This window comes from Streptomyces cyaneus, assembly GCF_004028635.1.
Taxonomy (GTDB): domain Bacteria; phylum Actinomycetota; class Actinomycetes; order Streptomycetales; family Streptomycetaceae; genus Streptomyces; species Streptomyces cyaneus.
Genome location: NZ_ML138678.1, coordinates 1,519,686 through 1,533,716, shown reverse-complemented (window position 1 = coordinate 1,533,716; position 14,031 = coordinate 1,519,686). Strand labels below are relative to the sequence as shown.

At 69.7% G+C, this 14,031-nt stretch carries 12 protein-coding genes and 1 other RNA gene; 10 read left to right on the top strand and 3 right to left on the bottom strand.

All coding sequences use genetic code 11. The features are described from left to right. Positions 1 to 55: 55 nt before the first annotated feature. Positions 56 to 247, bottom strand: a complete 192-nt coding sequence (locus tag EHO50_RS06850) for a hypothetical protein (RefSeq protein WP_128428849.1) — start codon at positions 245 to 247, stop codon at positions 56 to 58. 249 nt (positions 248 to 496) lie between these two features. Here EHO50_RS06850 and ftsE point away from each other — a divergent pair, with 249 nt between their 5' ends. The 10 genes from ftsE to dacB all read left to right on the top strand — a co-directional run bounded on the left by ftsE (position 497) and on the right by dacB (position 9,897). Continuing rightward, a complete protein-coding gene (ftsE, locus tag EHO50_RS06845) occupies positions 497 to 1,186 on the top strand; it encodes a cell division ATP-binding protein FtsE (protein WP_062706418.1) in 690 nt (229 codons plus the stop codon). Between the two features lie 36 nt (positions 1,187 to 1,222). Continuing rightward, positions 1,223 to 2,140 carry a permease-like cell division protein FtsX gene (gene ftsX / locus EHO50_RS06840; protein ID WP_128428848.1) on the top strand — a complete coding sequence of 306 codons (918 nt, stop codon included), beginning with the start codon at positions 1,223 to 1,225 and terminating at the stop codon, positions 2,138 to 2,140. A gap of 67 nt (positions 2,141 to 2,207) precedes the next feature. After that, positions 2,208 to 3,374, top strand: a complete 1,167-nt coding sequence (locus EHO50_RS06835) for a S41 family peptidase (RefSeq protein ID WP_128428847.1) — start codon at positions 2,208 to 2,210, stop codon at positions 3,372 to 3,374. Positions 3,375 to 3,433: 59 nt separating this feature from the next. After that, on the top strand, positions 3,434 to 3,976 hold the full coding sequence (gene smpB, locus EHO50_RS06830) for an SsrA-binding protein SmpB (protein ID WP_128429015.1): 543 nt from the start codon (positions 3,434 to 3,436) through the stop codon (positions 3,974 to 3,976). 119 nt (positions 3,977 to 4,095) lie between these two features. Continuing rightward, positions 4,096 to 4,464: a transfer-messenger RNA gene (gene ssrA, locus EHO50_RS06825) on the top strand. A 124-nt stretch (positions 4,465 to 4,588) separates the two neighbouring features. Next, positions 4,589 to 5,890, top strand: coding sequence for a contact-dependent growth inhibition system immunity protein (locus EHO50_RS06820; protein ID WP_128428846.1), 1,302 nt, complete (start codon positions 4,589 to 4,591; stop codon positions 5,888 to 5,890). A gap of 67 nt (positions 5,891 to 5,957) precedes the next feature. Continuing rightward, a complete protein-coding gene (locus tag EHO50_RS06815) occupies positions 5,958 to 6,998 on the top strand; it encodes a DUF4232 domain-containing protein (RefSeq protein ID WP_128428845.1) in 1,041 nt (346 codons plus the stop codon). Continuing rightward, positions 6,995 to 7,150 carry a hypothetical protein gene (locus EHO50_RS43915; protein WP_164904768.1) on the top strand — a complete coding sequence of 52 codons (156 nt, stop codon included), beginning with the start codon at positions 6,995 to 6,997 and terminating at the stop codon, positions 7,148 to 7,150. Before EHO50_RS06815 ends, EHO50_RS43915 begins: the two co-directional genes overlap by 4 nt. 94 nt (positions 7,151 to 7,244) lie before the next feature. Continuing rightward, on the top strand, positions 7,245 to 8,228 hold the full coding sequence (locus EHO50_RS06810) for an extracellular catalytic domain type 1 short-chain-length polyhydroxyalkanoate depolymerase (protein ID WP_128428844.1): 984 nt from the start codon (positions 7,245 to 7,247) through the stop codon (positions 8,226 to 8,228). A gap of 67 nt (positions 8,229 to 8,295) precedes the next feature. Further along, on the top strand, positions 8,296 to 9,897 hold the full coding sequence (gene dacB / locus EHO50_RS06805) for a D-alanyl-D-alanine carboxypeptidase/D-alanyl-D-alanine endopeptidase (protein ID WP_128428843.1): 1,602 nt from the start codon (positions 8,296 to 8,298) through the stop codon (positions 9,895 to 9,897). Between the two features lie 768 nt (positions 9,898 to 10,665). On the opposite strand, the gene EHO50_RS06800 is transcribed toward dacB, so the two are convergent. Both EHO50_RS06800 and yicI read right to left on the bottom strand, forming a co-directional pair. Further along, the gene (locus tag EHO50_RS06800) at positions 10,666 to 11,676 is read right to left on the bottom strand and encodes a LacI family DNA-binding transcriptional regulator (protein ID WP_128428842.1); all 1,011 of its coding nucleotides are present in this window, start codon (positions 11,674 to 11,676) and stop codon (positions 10,666 to 10,668) included. Further along, positions 11,676 to 13,928 carry an alpha-xylosidase gene (yicI, locus tag EHO50_RS06795; protein WP_128428841.1) on the bottom strand — a complete coding sequence of 751 codons (2,253 nt, stop codon included), beginning with the start codon at positions 13,926 to 13,928 and terminating at the stop codon, positions 11,676 to 11,678. The genes EHO50_RS06800 and yicI overlap by 1 nt, the downstream gene beginning before the upstream one ends. Positions 13,929 to 14,031 lie beyond the last annotated feature (103 nt).

The following is a 14,031-nucleotide window of genomic DNA, read 5'->3' as shown; positions in this document are numbered from 1 at the left end:
TCCGGGCCCCTCGCCATGTCCGCGTACGGTGTGAGGGTCGCCCTGTGCGGCCTGGCTATGCGGTCTGGTGCGCCAGCAGTGCCACAGCCGCGATCAGTATCGCCAGCAGGGCGATCAGCGTCATCGGGTTCAGGCCCGCGAACGGGTTCTCCTGCTGCAGCCGCTCGCGGTTCGCCCGGCACACGGGGCAGCGGCCCTCACTCACGGGCGCGGCACAGTTCGCGCACACCAGCCGGTCGTACGTCATGCGCCACCCTCCTTGCGAGTTCCCTCCGGGGGTTCAACGGGTTCGGCCCCGGGAACGTTCCCCTCCCTCCACAATGCCAGGTTCCTCGGGGAAGGGCGCGGGCGTCACAGCCTCGCTCCCCCTGGGCGGCCTCACATGACCCGGCACAAAAACGCACAAGCTCTACGCAACCCCATCCGGCGACTGCGCCCCCGCCCCCGGTTCGCGTATGGTCACGCTCATCTACCCCCGGCGACCCGTGGTGCATCCGTGATCCGATTCGACAATGTCTCCAAGGTCTACCCCAAGCAGAACCGCCCCGCACTCAGGGATGTCTCCCTGGAAGTGGACAAGGGCGAGTTCGTGTTCCTCGTGGGGTCCTCCGGCTCCGGAAAGTCCACCTTCCTGCGGCTGATCCTCCGCGAGGAGCGGTGCAGCCACGGTCAGGTGCACGTTCTGGGCAAGGACCTCGCGCGCCTGTCCAACTGGAAGGTGCCGCAGATGCGCCGCCAGCTGGGCACGGTGTTCCAGGACTTCCGGCTGCTGCCGAACAAGACGGTCGCCGAGAACGTGGCCTTCGCGCAGGAGGTCATCGGCAAGTCCCGCGGCGAGATCCGCAAGTCCGTGCCGCAGGTGCTCGACCTCGTCGGGCTGGGCGGCAAGGAGGACCGGATGCCAGGTGAGCTGTCCGGTGGTGAGCAGCAGCGGGTGGCGATCGCCCGGGCCTTCGTCAACCGGCCCAAGCTGCTCATCGCCGACGAGCCCACCGGCAACCTCGACCCGCAGACCTCCGTCGGCATCATGAAGCTGCTCGACCGGATCAACCGGACGGGCACCACCGTGGTGATGGCGACGCACGACCAGAACATCGTGGACCAGATGCGCAAGCGCGTCATCGAGCTGGAGAAGGGCCGCCTCGTCCGCGACCAGGCACGCGGCGTCTACGGCTACCAGCACTGACCGCGACCGTCCACGGAAAGGCCTGAAGAAGACGTCATGCGCGCCCAGTTCGTACTGTCCGAGATCGGTGTCGGTCTCCGCCGTAATCTGACGATGACCTTCGCCGTCATCGTCTCCGTCGCCCTGTCGCTCGCCCTGTTCGGCGGGTCGCTCCTGATGAGCGACCAGGTCAACACCATGAAGGGCTACTGGTACGACAAGGTCAACGTCTCGGTCTTCCTCTGCAACAAGAGCGACGCCGAGTCCGACCCCAACTGCGCCAAGGGCGCGGTCACCGACGACCAGAAGAAGGAGATCGTCGCCGACCTGAAGAAGATGACGGTCGTCGAGAAGGTGACGTACGAGTCGCAGGACCAGGCGTACAAGCACTACAAGGAGCAGTTCGGCGACTCCCCGCTGGCCGCCTCGCTCACGCCGGACCAGATGCAGGAGTCGTACCGGATCAAGCTGAAGGACCCGGAGAAGTACCAGGTCATCGCGACCGCCTTCGACGGGCGCGACGGCGTGCAGTCGGTGCAGGACCAGAAGGGGATCCTGGACAACCTCTTCGGGCTGCTGAACGGCATGAACTGGGCCGCACGGGCGATCATGGCGCTGATGCTGGTCGTCGCCCTGATGCTGATCGTCAACACCGTGCGGGTCTCGGCATTCAGCCGCCGGCGTGAGACCGGGATCATGCGTCTGGTCGGCGCCTCCGGCTTCTACATCCAGGCGCCGTTCATCATGGAGGCCGCGGTCGCCGGCCTCATCGGCGGGTCGGTCGCCTGCGCCTTCCTGGTGATGGCGCGGTACTTCATCATCGACCACGGCCTGGCCCTGTCGGAGAAGCTGACACTGATCAACTTCATCGGCTGGGACGCGGTGTTGACGAAGCTGCCGCTCATCCTCGCGACGAGCCTGCTGATGCCCGCGTTGGCAGCGTTCTTCGCGCTGCGCAAGTATCTGAAGGTGTGACCAACGCCGCGGGGGCCGTGCGGGCAACGCACCGTGCGGCCCCTCACGTTGTCCTAGACTCACCGGCATGTCAGGTCGTGACCTGTTCTGTCAGCCCCGCCGCATTCGCCGCGGGGCCGCCCTGACATTGCTCTTCACGAGCGTGCTCGTCGCGGGCGCCGCGACCGGCTCCCTGCCCGGCCCTGACCGGAAATCCTCGGCCGACGCCGCCGGTTCGGCCGCCCCGGCGGGCCGGCACGTCGACGTCGCCGAGGCAGCCGCCGAGGCCATGGCCGCGGGCGAGTCCCCCATGGAGGCCGCCGAGCGCGCGGTCAGCCGCAGCGGAGACCGCTGGGGGGCCGTCTACTCCCAGGGCGAGTACAAGGAGTTCGAGGAGGCCCTCGACGGCGAGTACACCGGCGTCGGGCTGTGGGCGCGCCGCGAGCGGGACGGTCGTATCGAAGTGACCAAGGTGCGGGCGGGGTCGCCCGCGGCGGTCGCCGGGATCCGCGCGGGCGACCGGCTGCGCAGCATCGACGGCGAGAGGGTCGCCGGGCGCCCGGTCACCGAGGTCATCTCTTTACTGCGGGGTGACGCGACGGACGCGCCCGCCGGTACGGCGGTGAGGGTGGGGCTGGAGCGTGGCACGCGCGCGTGGGACCTCACTCTGCGCCGGGCCACCCTGTCCACCGACTCGGTCACTGTTCGAAAACTCGCCGACGGCATCACCGTCGTCAGGATCGCCTCCTTCACCAAGGGCTCCGGCGACGCCGTCCGCACCGCCCTGCGCCACGCCCCGGCCGGCGTCGGCGTCATCCTCGACCTGCGGGGCAACTCCGGCGGCCTGGTCACCGAGGCCGTCACCGCCGCCTCCGCCTTCCTCGACGGCGGCCTCGTCGCCACGTACGACGTCGACGGTGACCAGCGCGCCCTGCACGCCGAACCCGGCGGCGACACCGGCAGACCCCTGGTCGCGCTCGTCGACGGCGGCACGATGAGCGCGGCCGAGCTGCTCACCGGCGCCCTGCAGGACCGTGGCCGCGCGGTCGTGGTGGGCACCCGCACCTTCGGCAAGGGCTCGGTCCAGATGCCGAGCCGCCTCCCCGACGGCTCCGTGGCCGAGCTGACCGTCGGGCACTACCGCACTCCCTCCGGACGAGCCGTCGACGGCAGGGGCATCACCCCTGACCTGGATGCCGACCAGCAGCTCGTGGAGCGGGCCGAGACGGTCCTCAGCGGACTCGGCGAGTCGTAAATCGGCTTTCCCCGCACCCCCTGCGTAGTGCGAAAATGGACGGCACTATGAGCAAGGGAATGTACGTACCGAAGGAGTCCCAGCCCAAGCAGGGCGGGGCGGCCGCGAAGGCCAGGGACGGCGAGAAGGGCGGCAAGCGCAAGATCGTCGCCCAGAACAAGAAGGCCCGGCACGACTACGCGATCATCGACACCTACGAGGCCGGGCTCGTCCTCATGGGCACCGAGGTCAAGTCGCTGCGTGAGGGACGGACCTCGCTGACCGACGGCTTCGTCCAGATCGACCGGGGTGAGGCGTGGCTGCACAACGCCCACATCCCCGAGTATCACCAGGGCAGCTGGACCAACCACTCCGCGCGCCGCAAGCGCAAGCTCCTGCTGCACCGCGAGGAGATCGACAAGCTGGAGGCCAAGGCCCAGGAGACGGGTCACACGATCGTGCCGCTCGCCCTGTACTTCAAGGACGGCCGCGCGAAGGCCGAGATCGCGCTCGCGCGAGGCAAGAAGGAGTACGACAAGCGCCAGACCCTGCGGGAGAAGCAGGACCGGCGGGAGTCGGACCGGGCGATCGCGGCGGCGAAGCGGCGGCAGCGGGCCCAGTAGGCCGGCCGCCGGGAATACGCTGGCATCGTCGTGCGTTCGTCACGTACGATGGCACTGCACCTCACAGAGGGTGCGCGCCCCTCGCCGGATCTTTCCGGTGGGGATTGAAAAAAGCACATGGGGATGATCGGTTTCGACAGCGGCTGTTGAAGCAGGGGAAGCGTGTCGAGGAAGCGGCAATGATCTCGTAAACCATATGTCGCAAAAAATAATCGCCAACACCAAGCGCGATTCCTTCGCCCTCGCTGCCTAAGTAGCGACTTGCGAAGTGTCAGCCCGGGGCTGTTCCCGACCCGGATCCTGGCATCAGCTAGGGAACTAAACCTTGATCCCGGTCACGGGGTGAAGAGGGAAATCTAACAGTGACTGGGCCCGTCGGCGACTTGTTCGCGTGATCGCCGGGGCCGAGAAAATCACAGCGAACTGCACACGGAGAAGCCCTGATTCTGCACCGTTGGACGCGGGTTCGATTCCCGCCATCTCCACGATCGGGAGGTTTCCGAACCTCCCAACCCATGTGGGCAAAGGCCTCGCCGCCTCCGGGCAGCGGGGCCTTTGTCATGCCGGTATTGCAAAAGACGGGGGAGCAATGACGGGGGAGCGAAGACGGGGATGACTACGCAGCCGGACGAGCCGTACTACGTGATGTACGACGAGGACTTCGGGCTCAGCGGCCTCGCCGGGAGATCCGAGGCCGCCCTGCCCCTGCCCTTACCCAAGGGCGGGATGGAGGGAGACGAGCAGGTCGGGGAGGATGCCCGGAGCCTGCTGGAGTCGTCCTTGCCGGATGACATGATCCGCACGCTGTGGCTGGCCGCCGACCGGGAGCGGTTCGACCCGGTCGTCCGGGGCGCGACCGTGCGGGACTGGCTGCGTGGCTGGTCGGAGGCGTATCCGGCGCGACCGCCGAAACGCCCGAAGACCTTTGTGAAGTACCGGAGCACCATGTTCGTCGAACCCCGCCGGCCCGTGCTGGTGGAGGAGGAGATGCGGGACGCCGTACTCGCCGAGATCGGGGCGGTCGAGGCGGACCTGGCGCGGGCGGTGCCACTGCCGGACATCGTTGCGGTCCTGCGGCGGGCCGTTGCCGAGGCCGGCGCGGATCTCGGCTTCCGCCTGCTGCTGCGGATCCTGAAGGCGCACTCCGTGCGGGTCGACAAGGCGCGTTACGACCGGTTCATCGAGCTCAGCGAGCCCTTCGAGTACTGCTTCGCGGTCGTCCACGACGACCTTGAGGTCGACTGGCCGCCCGTCGACCCGGCCCGGCGCGATGCCGACTGGGACTTCGGGCTCTCGGAGCTCACCGGGCGGTTCGCGCACTGGTACGACGGCACGGCGGATGAGCGCCTGCGCGATGCGGTTGGCGCCGATGACGTCCGGCAGTCGCCGGGCAGTGCGGCCGCCGTTCTGCTGGAGGACGTGACGCGGCTGCTCGCCTCGCCCCTGTCCGACGACACGCTCACCACGTTGTGGCTGGCCGCGTCCGACTGCGGCTTGCGGCCCGACCGTCTCGGCATCGACGTACGGCAGTGGCTGGAGCAGATCGCCGAGGTCTGCCGGGAGCGGCTGCGGGAGACCGCGCCCGCCTACCGCCCCGCCCCGGGACCGGTGCGGGCGGACCTCACGGACGAGGTGCTGCGCGAACTGCGCGACCTGGAAGCCGAGTTCGCGTCCAGGACCATCCAGCCCCACTGGCAGGGCATACCGGGTGCCGCCGCGGCGCAGGTGCTGGAGCAGGTCGTCGCCCAGGTCGATCCCGACCTCGGCTTCCGGCTGTTCCTGCGGGTCCTGCTCGCGCTGTGGATGCCGCTCAGCGAGGAGCGGTACGCCCGCTACCAGGTGCTCGGGGAGCGGTTCGGCTACGGCGAGTTCCATGTCTCGCTGGTCGACGGGTTCATCCAGAGTGATCTGTGACACCGCTGTGACCGGAGGTGTGGGTTCCACCACAGCCCGTGCGACCGGATCTTGGTGAGGTGGGCGCATGCCTCCCGCCTCCCGTGCCGTTCCCGCCGTGCTCGGCGGTGTCCTGCTGCTCGCCGCGTGCGGTTCACAGGGCGCCTCGCCGGGCGATGACGACGGCCGGGTCCGGGCCGAGAAGCTGTGTCCCTCGGACTTCTCGCAGTACGGCGGCCCGGCGTCCGCGCAATCGCCGACCGAATCGTCCGTCAGCCCCTCCGGTACGCCGACTCCCCTGCCCCTGCCCTCCGGTGACGGGGCGGCCGAGGGCGGCGTGAAGATCACCGCGCTGTACGCCTGGGGGCCGGAGAGCGGCTGCTCGGGGGTGGACTACAGCGCGGAGTTCGAGGTCACCAACCGGGAGACGGAGACCGCCACTTACACGGTGACCCTCGGATTCACCTCGGCGTCGGGAGGTGTGGTCGACAACGGGGAACGGATCGTCGAGGCGGTCGGGCCGGGGCGGACCGTCAAGGGCAGCGTCGTCATGGCGGAGACGGTCGGGCACGCGCCCGAGGTGTCGGGCGTGGATGTGGTCCAGGTGCGCAGTGTCCCCGCCGCCGAGGCGTCGTCCGCCTCCGGGCCGTGCCCCGAGTCCGGAGTGCGCCTCTACGCCGATGACGGGGACGCTGCCATGGGGCTGCGCGTCGTCGGCCTGCATCTCGTCAACTGCGGCACCAGCAGTTATCGGCTCAACGGGTACCCGGAGCTCGAACTCCTCGACGAGGACCACGACTCCGTCGATGGCGTGCGTGTCCTGCGCGGAACCGATCGGATCAGCACCGCCACCGGTGGCGGCGGCACCCCGCAGCCCGTCGTCCTACGGCCGGGCGAGGCCGCGGAGGCGGGGCTGGCGTGGCGGAACACCACCGAGGCGGGTGTCGGCGACCCGGTGAACGCGCCGTATGTCCGCGTGCGGGCGAGGCCCGGGGCCGACCCCGTGATGGTCGTGCCGGAGCTGGACCTCGGGACGACGGGGAGGCTCGGCGTCGGGCCGTGGAAGAAGGACGAGACGTACCGGGACCCCGCCGCCACCGCCACCGCCCCCGACCCCCAGGGCCCGTGATCGCGCTCCTTGCCCTCACCGCACCTCCAGTGGCCGCAGTGGTCTGGCTCCCGCACGTGGTGGACGACGCGATCAAGGACCCCGGCGAGGACCCTTGCGGCGCCCAGTTCGTGTTCTGGGTCTGCTTCGTCACCAGCCTGCTGCTGCTCTGAGGCAGCCCACTCGATAAGCCCCCATGACGGACGCGTCCGTTATGTTGTCCGACCCCATATCGACGGCTCGTTCACGCTTCTACGGTCCCTCTGCATGACACAGACCAGAGCCGCAAGCCGTCGTATCCCCGTCCTCGTGACCCTTCTCGTCGCCCTGATCGCCGCCGTCCTCACACCGGGCCGGGCCGAGGCCGCCTCTCTCCAGGAGGTCACCGGGTTCGGGTCGAACCCCGGTGCGCTGCGCATGTTCCGGTACGTCCCCGACGGGCTGCCCGACGGTCGGCCCGTGGTCGTCGCGCTGCACGGCTGTACCCAGAACGCCACCGGCTACGGCACCGGCAGCGGATGGCTCCAGCTCGCCGACCGCTGGGGCTTCTCCGTCGTGCTGCCGCAGCAGCAGTCCGCCAACAACGCCTCGTCCTGCTTCAACTGGTTCCAGAGCGGCGACATCGCGCGGGGGCAGGGCGAGGCCGCGTCCGTCGCGCAGATGGTGGACCGGCAGCTCGCGGACACCGCCGCCGACGCCTCGCGTGTGTATGTCACCGGGCTGTCCGCCGGGGGCGGGATGAGCACCGTGATGATGGCGGCGTATCCGGAGCGGTTCGCGGCGGGCGGGATCGTCGCCGGGCTGCCGTACGGGTGCGCGCAGGCCGCCGGGTCGCCGTACGTGTGCATGTACGTCGGTGCCACGCAGACCCCGCGGCAGTGGGGCGACCGGGTGCGGGCCGCCCGGCCGGGGTACACCGGCCCCTGGCCCACGCTGATCGCCTTCCAGGGCACGGCCGACTACACCGTGAAGCCCGTCAACATGACCGACCTGATGCGGCAGTGGACCGATGTGCAGGGGGCCGATCAGACGGCCGACGTGAGTGACACCGTCGCCGGGTATCCGCATCAGGTCTTCCGGGACGCGGGCGGACGTGCCGTCGTCGAGACGTACAGCGTCACCGGGATGGGGCACGGGCAGCCCGTCGATCCGGGGAGCGGGAGTGAGCAGTGCGGGAGCGCCGGGGCGTATGTCCTCGACGTGAACCTGTGTGCCGCGTACCGGATGGGGCGGGCCTGGGGGCTGGGCTGAGCCGACGTCGACGTCTCTGTCGACGTGCTCTGTCGCCGAGGGCGGTTGTCCGGGATGCTCCTGAAGCATGAGCAGACCCGTGAGCGATTCCGGAAGACGACTCAACTCCCGTAGAAGATTATGGATTTGGCCCGTCGCAGCGGCGCTCGTCGCCGCCGTCCTCGGCCCCGGCGCGCAGGCCGGTGCGGATGCCGACCGAAGTGGCCTGCCGGAGGCCATCGACACCGTCCTGGGCGATGCGCGGATGGAGGGCGGCGTGGCGAGCGTCGTGGTCGCCGACGCCGCCACCGGCGAGCTCCTCTACCAGCACCTGCCCTCCACCCGCCTGATGCCCGCCTCCAACACCAAGCTCCCCACGTCGGCCGCCGCGATGGAGATCCTCGGCCCCGAGTACCGGTTCACGACGGACGTGCTGTCGACCGGCCGACGGCAGGGCTCCGTGCTGTACGGCGACCTCTACCTGCGCGGCACCGGCGATCCGACCCTGCTCGCCCAGGACTACGACCGGCTCGCCGCCGATGTCGCCGCCTCCGGTGTCACCCGCGTCGCGGGGCGGCTCGTCGCCGACGACACCCGGTTCGACGACCAGCGTCTCGGCCGTTCCTGGGCCGCCGACGACGAGTCCTCGTACTACTCGGCCCAGATCAGCGCCCTCAGTGTGGCCCCGGACACCGACTACGACACCGGGACCGTGATCGTCACGGTCGCGCCGGGGGAGGAGGCCGGTGACGAACCGGTCGTCACCGTCACGCCCGACACCGACTACGTCGACCTCGACGTGCGGGCCACCACCGTCGCCGCCGGTGGGGCGAACGACCTCACCGTGGAGCGGGAGCACGGCACGAACACCGTCGTCGTCAGCGGTACGACACCCGTCGGCGGCGCCGGCGCGAAGGAGTGGGCCACCGTCTGGGAGCCCACCGGATACGCCGCCGCCGTCTTCCGGGACGCGCTCGCGAAGCACGGCGTCAAGGTCACCGGGCCGACCCGCCTGGGCCGCCAGACCCCCGCGACCGCACGGGAGTTGGCATCGCACGACTCCATGCCCCTGAAGGACCTGCTCGTGCCGTTCATGAAGCTCTCCAACAACATGCACGCCGAGATCCTCACCAAGGCCATGGGCTACAAGGCCTCGCAGCAGGGGAGTTGGGGCGCCGGGCTGTCGGCGATCAGCGGCTACCTCAAGGGCGTCGGCGTCGACTCCGGCAAGGTGCGGCAGGTCGACGGCTCCGGTCTCTCGCGGATGAACAACTTCCCGGCCGGGCAGCTCGTCGAGCTCCTCCTCGCCGTGCGCGCCGAGCCCTGGTACGCCGACTGGTACCGCTCGCTGCCCGTCGCCTGCGCCCCGGACAGGTTCGTCGGGGGCACGCTGCGGACGCGGATGTGCGGTACGGCTGCCGCGCTCAACGCCCGTGCGAAGACCGGGTCGTTGACGGGGGCGTCGGGCCTGTCCGGGTACGTCACGGATGCCGGGGGACGCGAACTCGTCTACGGCATCGTCCTCAACAACTATCTGGCCTCGTCCGTGAAGCCGTTGGAGGACGCGATCGTGGTGACGTTGGCCAAGTCGACCGCGGAGGCGGCCGGTTCGGCCGTTTCGACGTCGATTCGCGGGGGCGGGACGAACACCGATGTCGAGTGCAGTTGGCGCAAGCCGGACATCTGCTGATTACGCACGGCAAGTGCGCTGTGACCGATAGTATGACGTCGTGACGCGCCAGTTGGGTGCGTCCTCCCTTCACTCCGGGCCCCACCTCGTCGGGGCCCGGCCCGACGAGAGCGGTCCCGGGACCGTGACTGACCGCCTCACGTCGAAGGGAGGACGCCCCCGCATGGGCTGTCACGAGGAGCAGAAACCGACTCTCGTCATGCGGCTGATCCGGCTCTTGCCGGAGCGTGCGGCAAAGCACGCGAGGAGGTGGCTGCTCTGGTGGCTTACCAGGTAGCCGGATATCCCCACACGGATTGGGGACATCCGACAGGCTCCTGGTGAGCCGGGGCCCTGCTCGGAGCACGAACTCCGAGTGGGGCCCACCTTCTTTGGTGGCTTACCAGGTAGCCGGATGTCCCCACACGGCTTGGGGACATCCGACAGGCTCCTGGTGAGCCGGGGCCCTGCTCGGAGCACGAACTCCGAGTGGGGCCCACCTTCTTTGGTGGCTTACCAGGTAGCCGGATATCCCCACACGGTCTGGGGACATCCGACAGGCTCCTGGTGAGCCGGGGCCCTGCTCGGAGCAGCAACTCCGAGCGGAGCCCACCTTCTTTGGCGGCTTACCAGGTAGCCGGATGTCCCCACGGATCCTGGGGACATACGACACGCTCCTGGTGAGCTTGGGCCTCCGGCCGAGTACTGGATTACCCGCCCAGCCGGCGCCCTGTCCGCCTCCAAGTACAGCACACGAGCCCCCCGCCCGGCAGCACGATCAGCGACCGTTCACGCCACCGCCCGCCGCCCCGTACTCCCCCTCTCCGTCATCCTCGGCGCCAGCAGCGTCGCCTCCGACACGGCCTTCCCGTCCAGCTTCTTCATCAGCAGCTCCACCGCCCGCGCCCCCACCTCCGCGGCAGGCAGCGCGATCGACGTCACCGGCACCCGCAGCGATTCCGCGAGCTCGTCCGGACAGATCGCGGTGACCGACAGGTCCGTCGGCACCCGTAGCCCCAGCCCCTCGAAGGCATCGATCAGCGGCTCCAGAACCGCCTCGTTGTGGACGACGACCCCCGTCAGCGCGGGCTGCTCCCGCAGCAGTTGCTCGGCGACCGCACGTGCCGCCGCGGGCGACGCCTCGCACGGATGTACGGCGGAGGCGAGCCGCCCCCGATCGGCCGCGGCCGTGAACCCCCGCACCACCCGCTGGGCGAACGCCGTCCCCCGCACATACACCTCCGGCGGCGACCCCACCAGCGCCACCACCCGGTGCCCGAGCCGCGCCAGATGCTCCACGCACGCCTCACCCGCCGCCATGAAGTCGAGGTCGATGCAGGTCAGCCCCTCGGAGGAGGCCGGGAAGCCGATCATCACCGACGGCCGGTCGAGCCTCCGTAGCAGCGGCAGCCTCGGATCGTCGAGCTGCACATCCATCACGATCAGCCCGTCCACCAACGCCGTGTCCACGACCCGCCGCAGCCCCTCCTCGCCCTCCTCCTGGGTCAGCAGCAGCACGTCATGGCCGTACCGACGAGCCGCGGTCACCACCGACACCGCGAACTGCATCACCACCGGCACATTGATCCCGGCCCGCAGCGGCACCATCAGCGCCAGCACGTTCGACCTGCTGCTGGCCAGGGCGCGGGCGCCGGCGTGCGGGTGGTAGCCGAGTTCGCGGATGGCCTCCTCGACGCGGCGCCGGGTCTCGTCGGAGATCGGGCGCTTGCCGCTCAGCGCGTACGACACGGTGCTGGGGGAGACCCCGGCGTGCCGCGCCACGTCCGTGATCTTCGCCATCAGCCCAGCTCCAGGGAGAGAAACCCGGTCCCCGCCTTGGCCCGCACCTCGCGCTCACCCGCCGCCAGCCCCCAGGGCGCCGCCGGATCGCTGCACGAGGCCCGGAGCGTGTCCCCTTCCCGTACGACCGTGAAGACCACCTCCCCGACCCGCACCGTCACCTGCGCGCCCCGCTCCAACCCGAACGCCCGCAGAGTCACCCCGTCGGCATGGTCGTAGTCGGGCCGGTCGTCCACCGCGCCCACCGGGATCACCGCGCCCGGCCGCACCAGCAGCGGCACGCTCTGGAAGCCGTGCTGCTCGCGCACCCAGCGTGGGCCGGTCACCGTCCGCCCGCCGAGGAGGTGGGTCCAGGTGCCCTCGGGGACGTAGTACGAGACGTCGCCCTCGTCACTGAAGACGGGGGCCACGAGCAGGTCCGACCCGAGCATGTACTGCCGTTCCAGATGCGCGCACCCGGGATCGTCCGGGAACTCCAGCACCATCGCCCGCATCATCGGCACGCCCTCGGTGTGGGCGGTGCGGGCGGCCTCGTACAGGTAGGGCATGAGCCGCAGCTTCAGGTTGATGAAGTGCCGGGCCACGTCCACGGACTCCTCGTCGAAGAGCCACGGGACGCGGTACGAGGACGATCCGTGCAGGCGGCTGTGCGAGGACAACAGGCCGAAGGCCAGCCACCGCTTGAACAGCGCGGGCGACGGGGTGCCCTCGAAGCCGCCGATGTCGTGGCTCCAGTACCCGAAGCCGGACAGGCCGAGCGAGAGACCTCCGCGTAGCGACTCCGCCATCGACTCGTACGTCGCTTCGCAGTCGCCGCCCCAGTGCACGGGGAACTGCTGGCTGCCCGCCGTCGCCGAGCGCGCGAAGACCACCGCCTCCTCCTCGCCCCGGTGCTTGCGCAGCACATCGAAGACGGTGCGGTTGTAGAGGTACGTGTAGTAGTTGTGCATCCGCTCCGGGTCGGAGCCGTCGGACCACGCCACGTCGACCGGCACCCGCTCGCCGAAGTCGGTCTTGAAGCAGTCGACGCCCTGTGCGAGCAGCGCCTCCAGCTTGGCGGCGTACCAGTCGCGGGCGGCGGGGGACGTGAAGTCGACCAGCGCCATGCCCGGCTGCCACAGGTCCCACTGCCAGACGCTGCCGTCCGGCCGCCGCAGCAGGTGCCCCAGCGCCTTGCCCTCCGCGAACAGGGGCGAGCGCTGGGCGATGTACGGGTTGATCCAGACGCAGACCCGCAGGTCCTTCGCCTTCAGCCGGGCCAGCATCCCCTCCGGGTCCGGGAAGACCCGCGGGTCCCACTGGAAGTCGCACCAGTTGAACTCGCGCATCCAGAAGCAGTCGAAGTGGAAGACGGACAGCGGCAGTTCGCGCTCGCGCATGCCGTCCACGAACGACGTCACCGTCTCCTCGTCGTACGACGTCGTGAAGGATGTGGACAGCCACAGACCGAAGGACCACGGCGGCGGGAGGGCGGGGCGGCCGGTCAGCGCCGTGTATTTGCGGAGGATGTCCTTCGGGGTCGGGCCGTAGATGACGTAGTACGTCAACTCCTGCGTCTCCGCGCTGAACTGCACCCGGGACACGACCTCCGAGGCCACCTCGAAGGAGACCTTGCCCGGATGGTCGACGAAGACGCCGTAGCCCGCGTCCGTGAGGAAGAACGGGACGTTCTTGTACGCCTGCTCGCTGCACGTGCCGCCGTCGGCCTGCCAGATGTCGACGACCTGCCCGTTCTTGACCAGCGGGCCGAACCGCTCGCCGAGGCCGTAGACGGACGTGCCGACGCCGAGGCGCAGCTGTTCGCGCAGGTAGTGCGCCCCGGTCGCGTCCCGCATGATGCCCATGCTCTTGGCGCCGCTGGAGGTGAGCGTGCGGCCGCCGGCCAGGAACTCGACCTGCCAGGAGCCGGTGCGGGCGACGCGGACCGACAGGGAGCCGGAGGTGAGGGTCGCGTGCTCGTCGTCGTACGAGATCTGCGGGGCGGCCTCCTCCGACTCGGCGATCTCGAACTCGGGGCCGCGGGGCTGCTCGCCGCTGAAGTGGGTGAGGGTGAGGCCGATGACGTCGGGCATCGGAGTGTGGGCGTTGATCGTCATGACCGGTCCCGTCATCAGGTCGCCGCGGGTGCGGATGGGCCGGGTCGGCGCGTGGATCTCCAGGGCGCCGTCCGACTCGGTGACGTCGAGGACTTCGGCGGGATGGTCCGCGGTGACTCCTTCGCGCAGGAGCCAGTAGCCGTCGGTGAACTTCATGTGGGGGGTCCTTACTCGACTGCGTCTACGGTGATTCCCCGGCTCCGTTCGTCGAATCGTTTCGACGATTGTTGTCGAAGCGCTTCGACAGTCGAAGGTATGT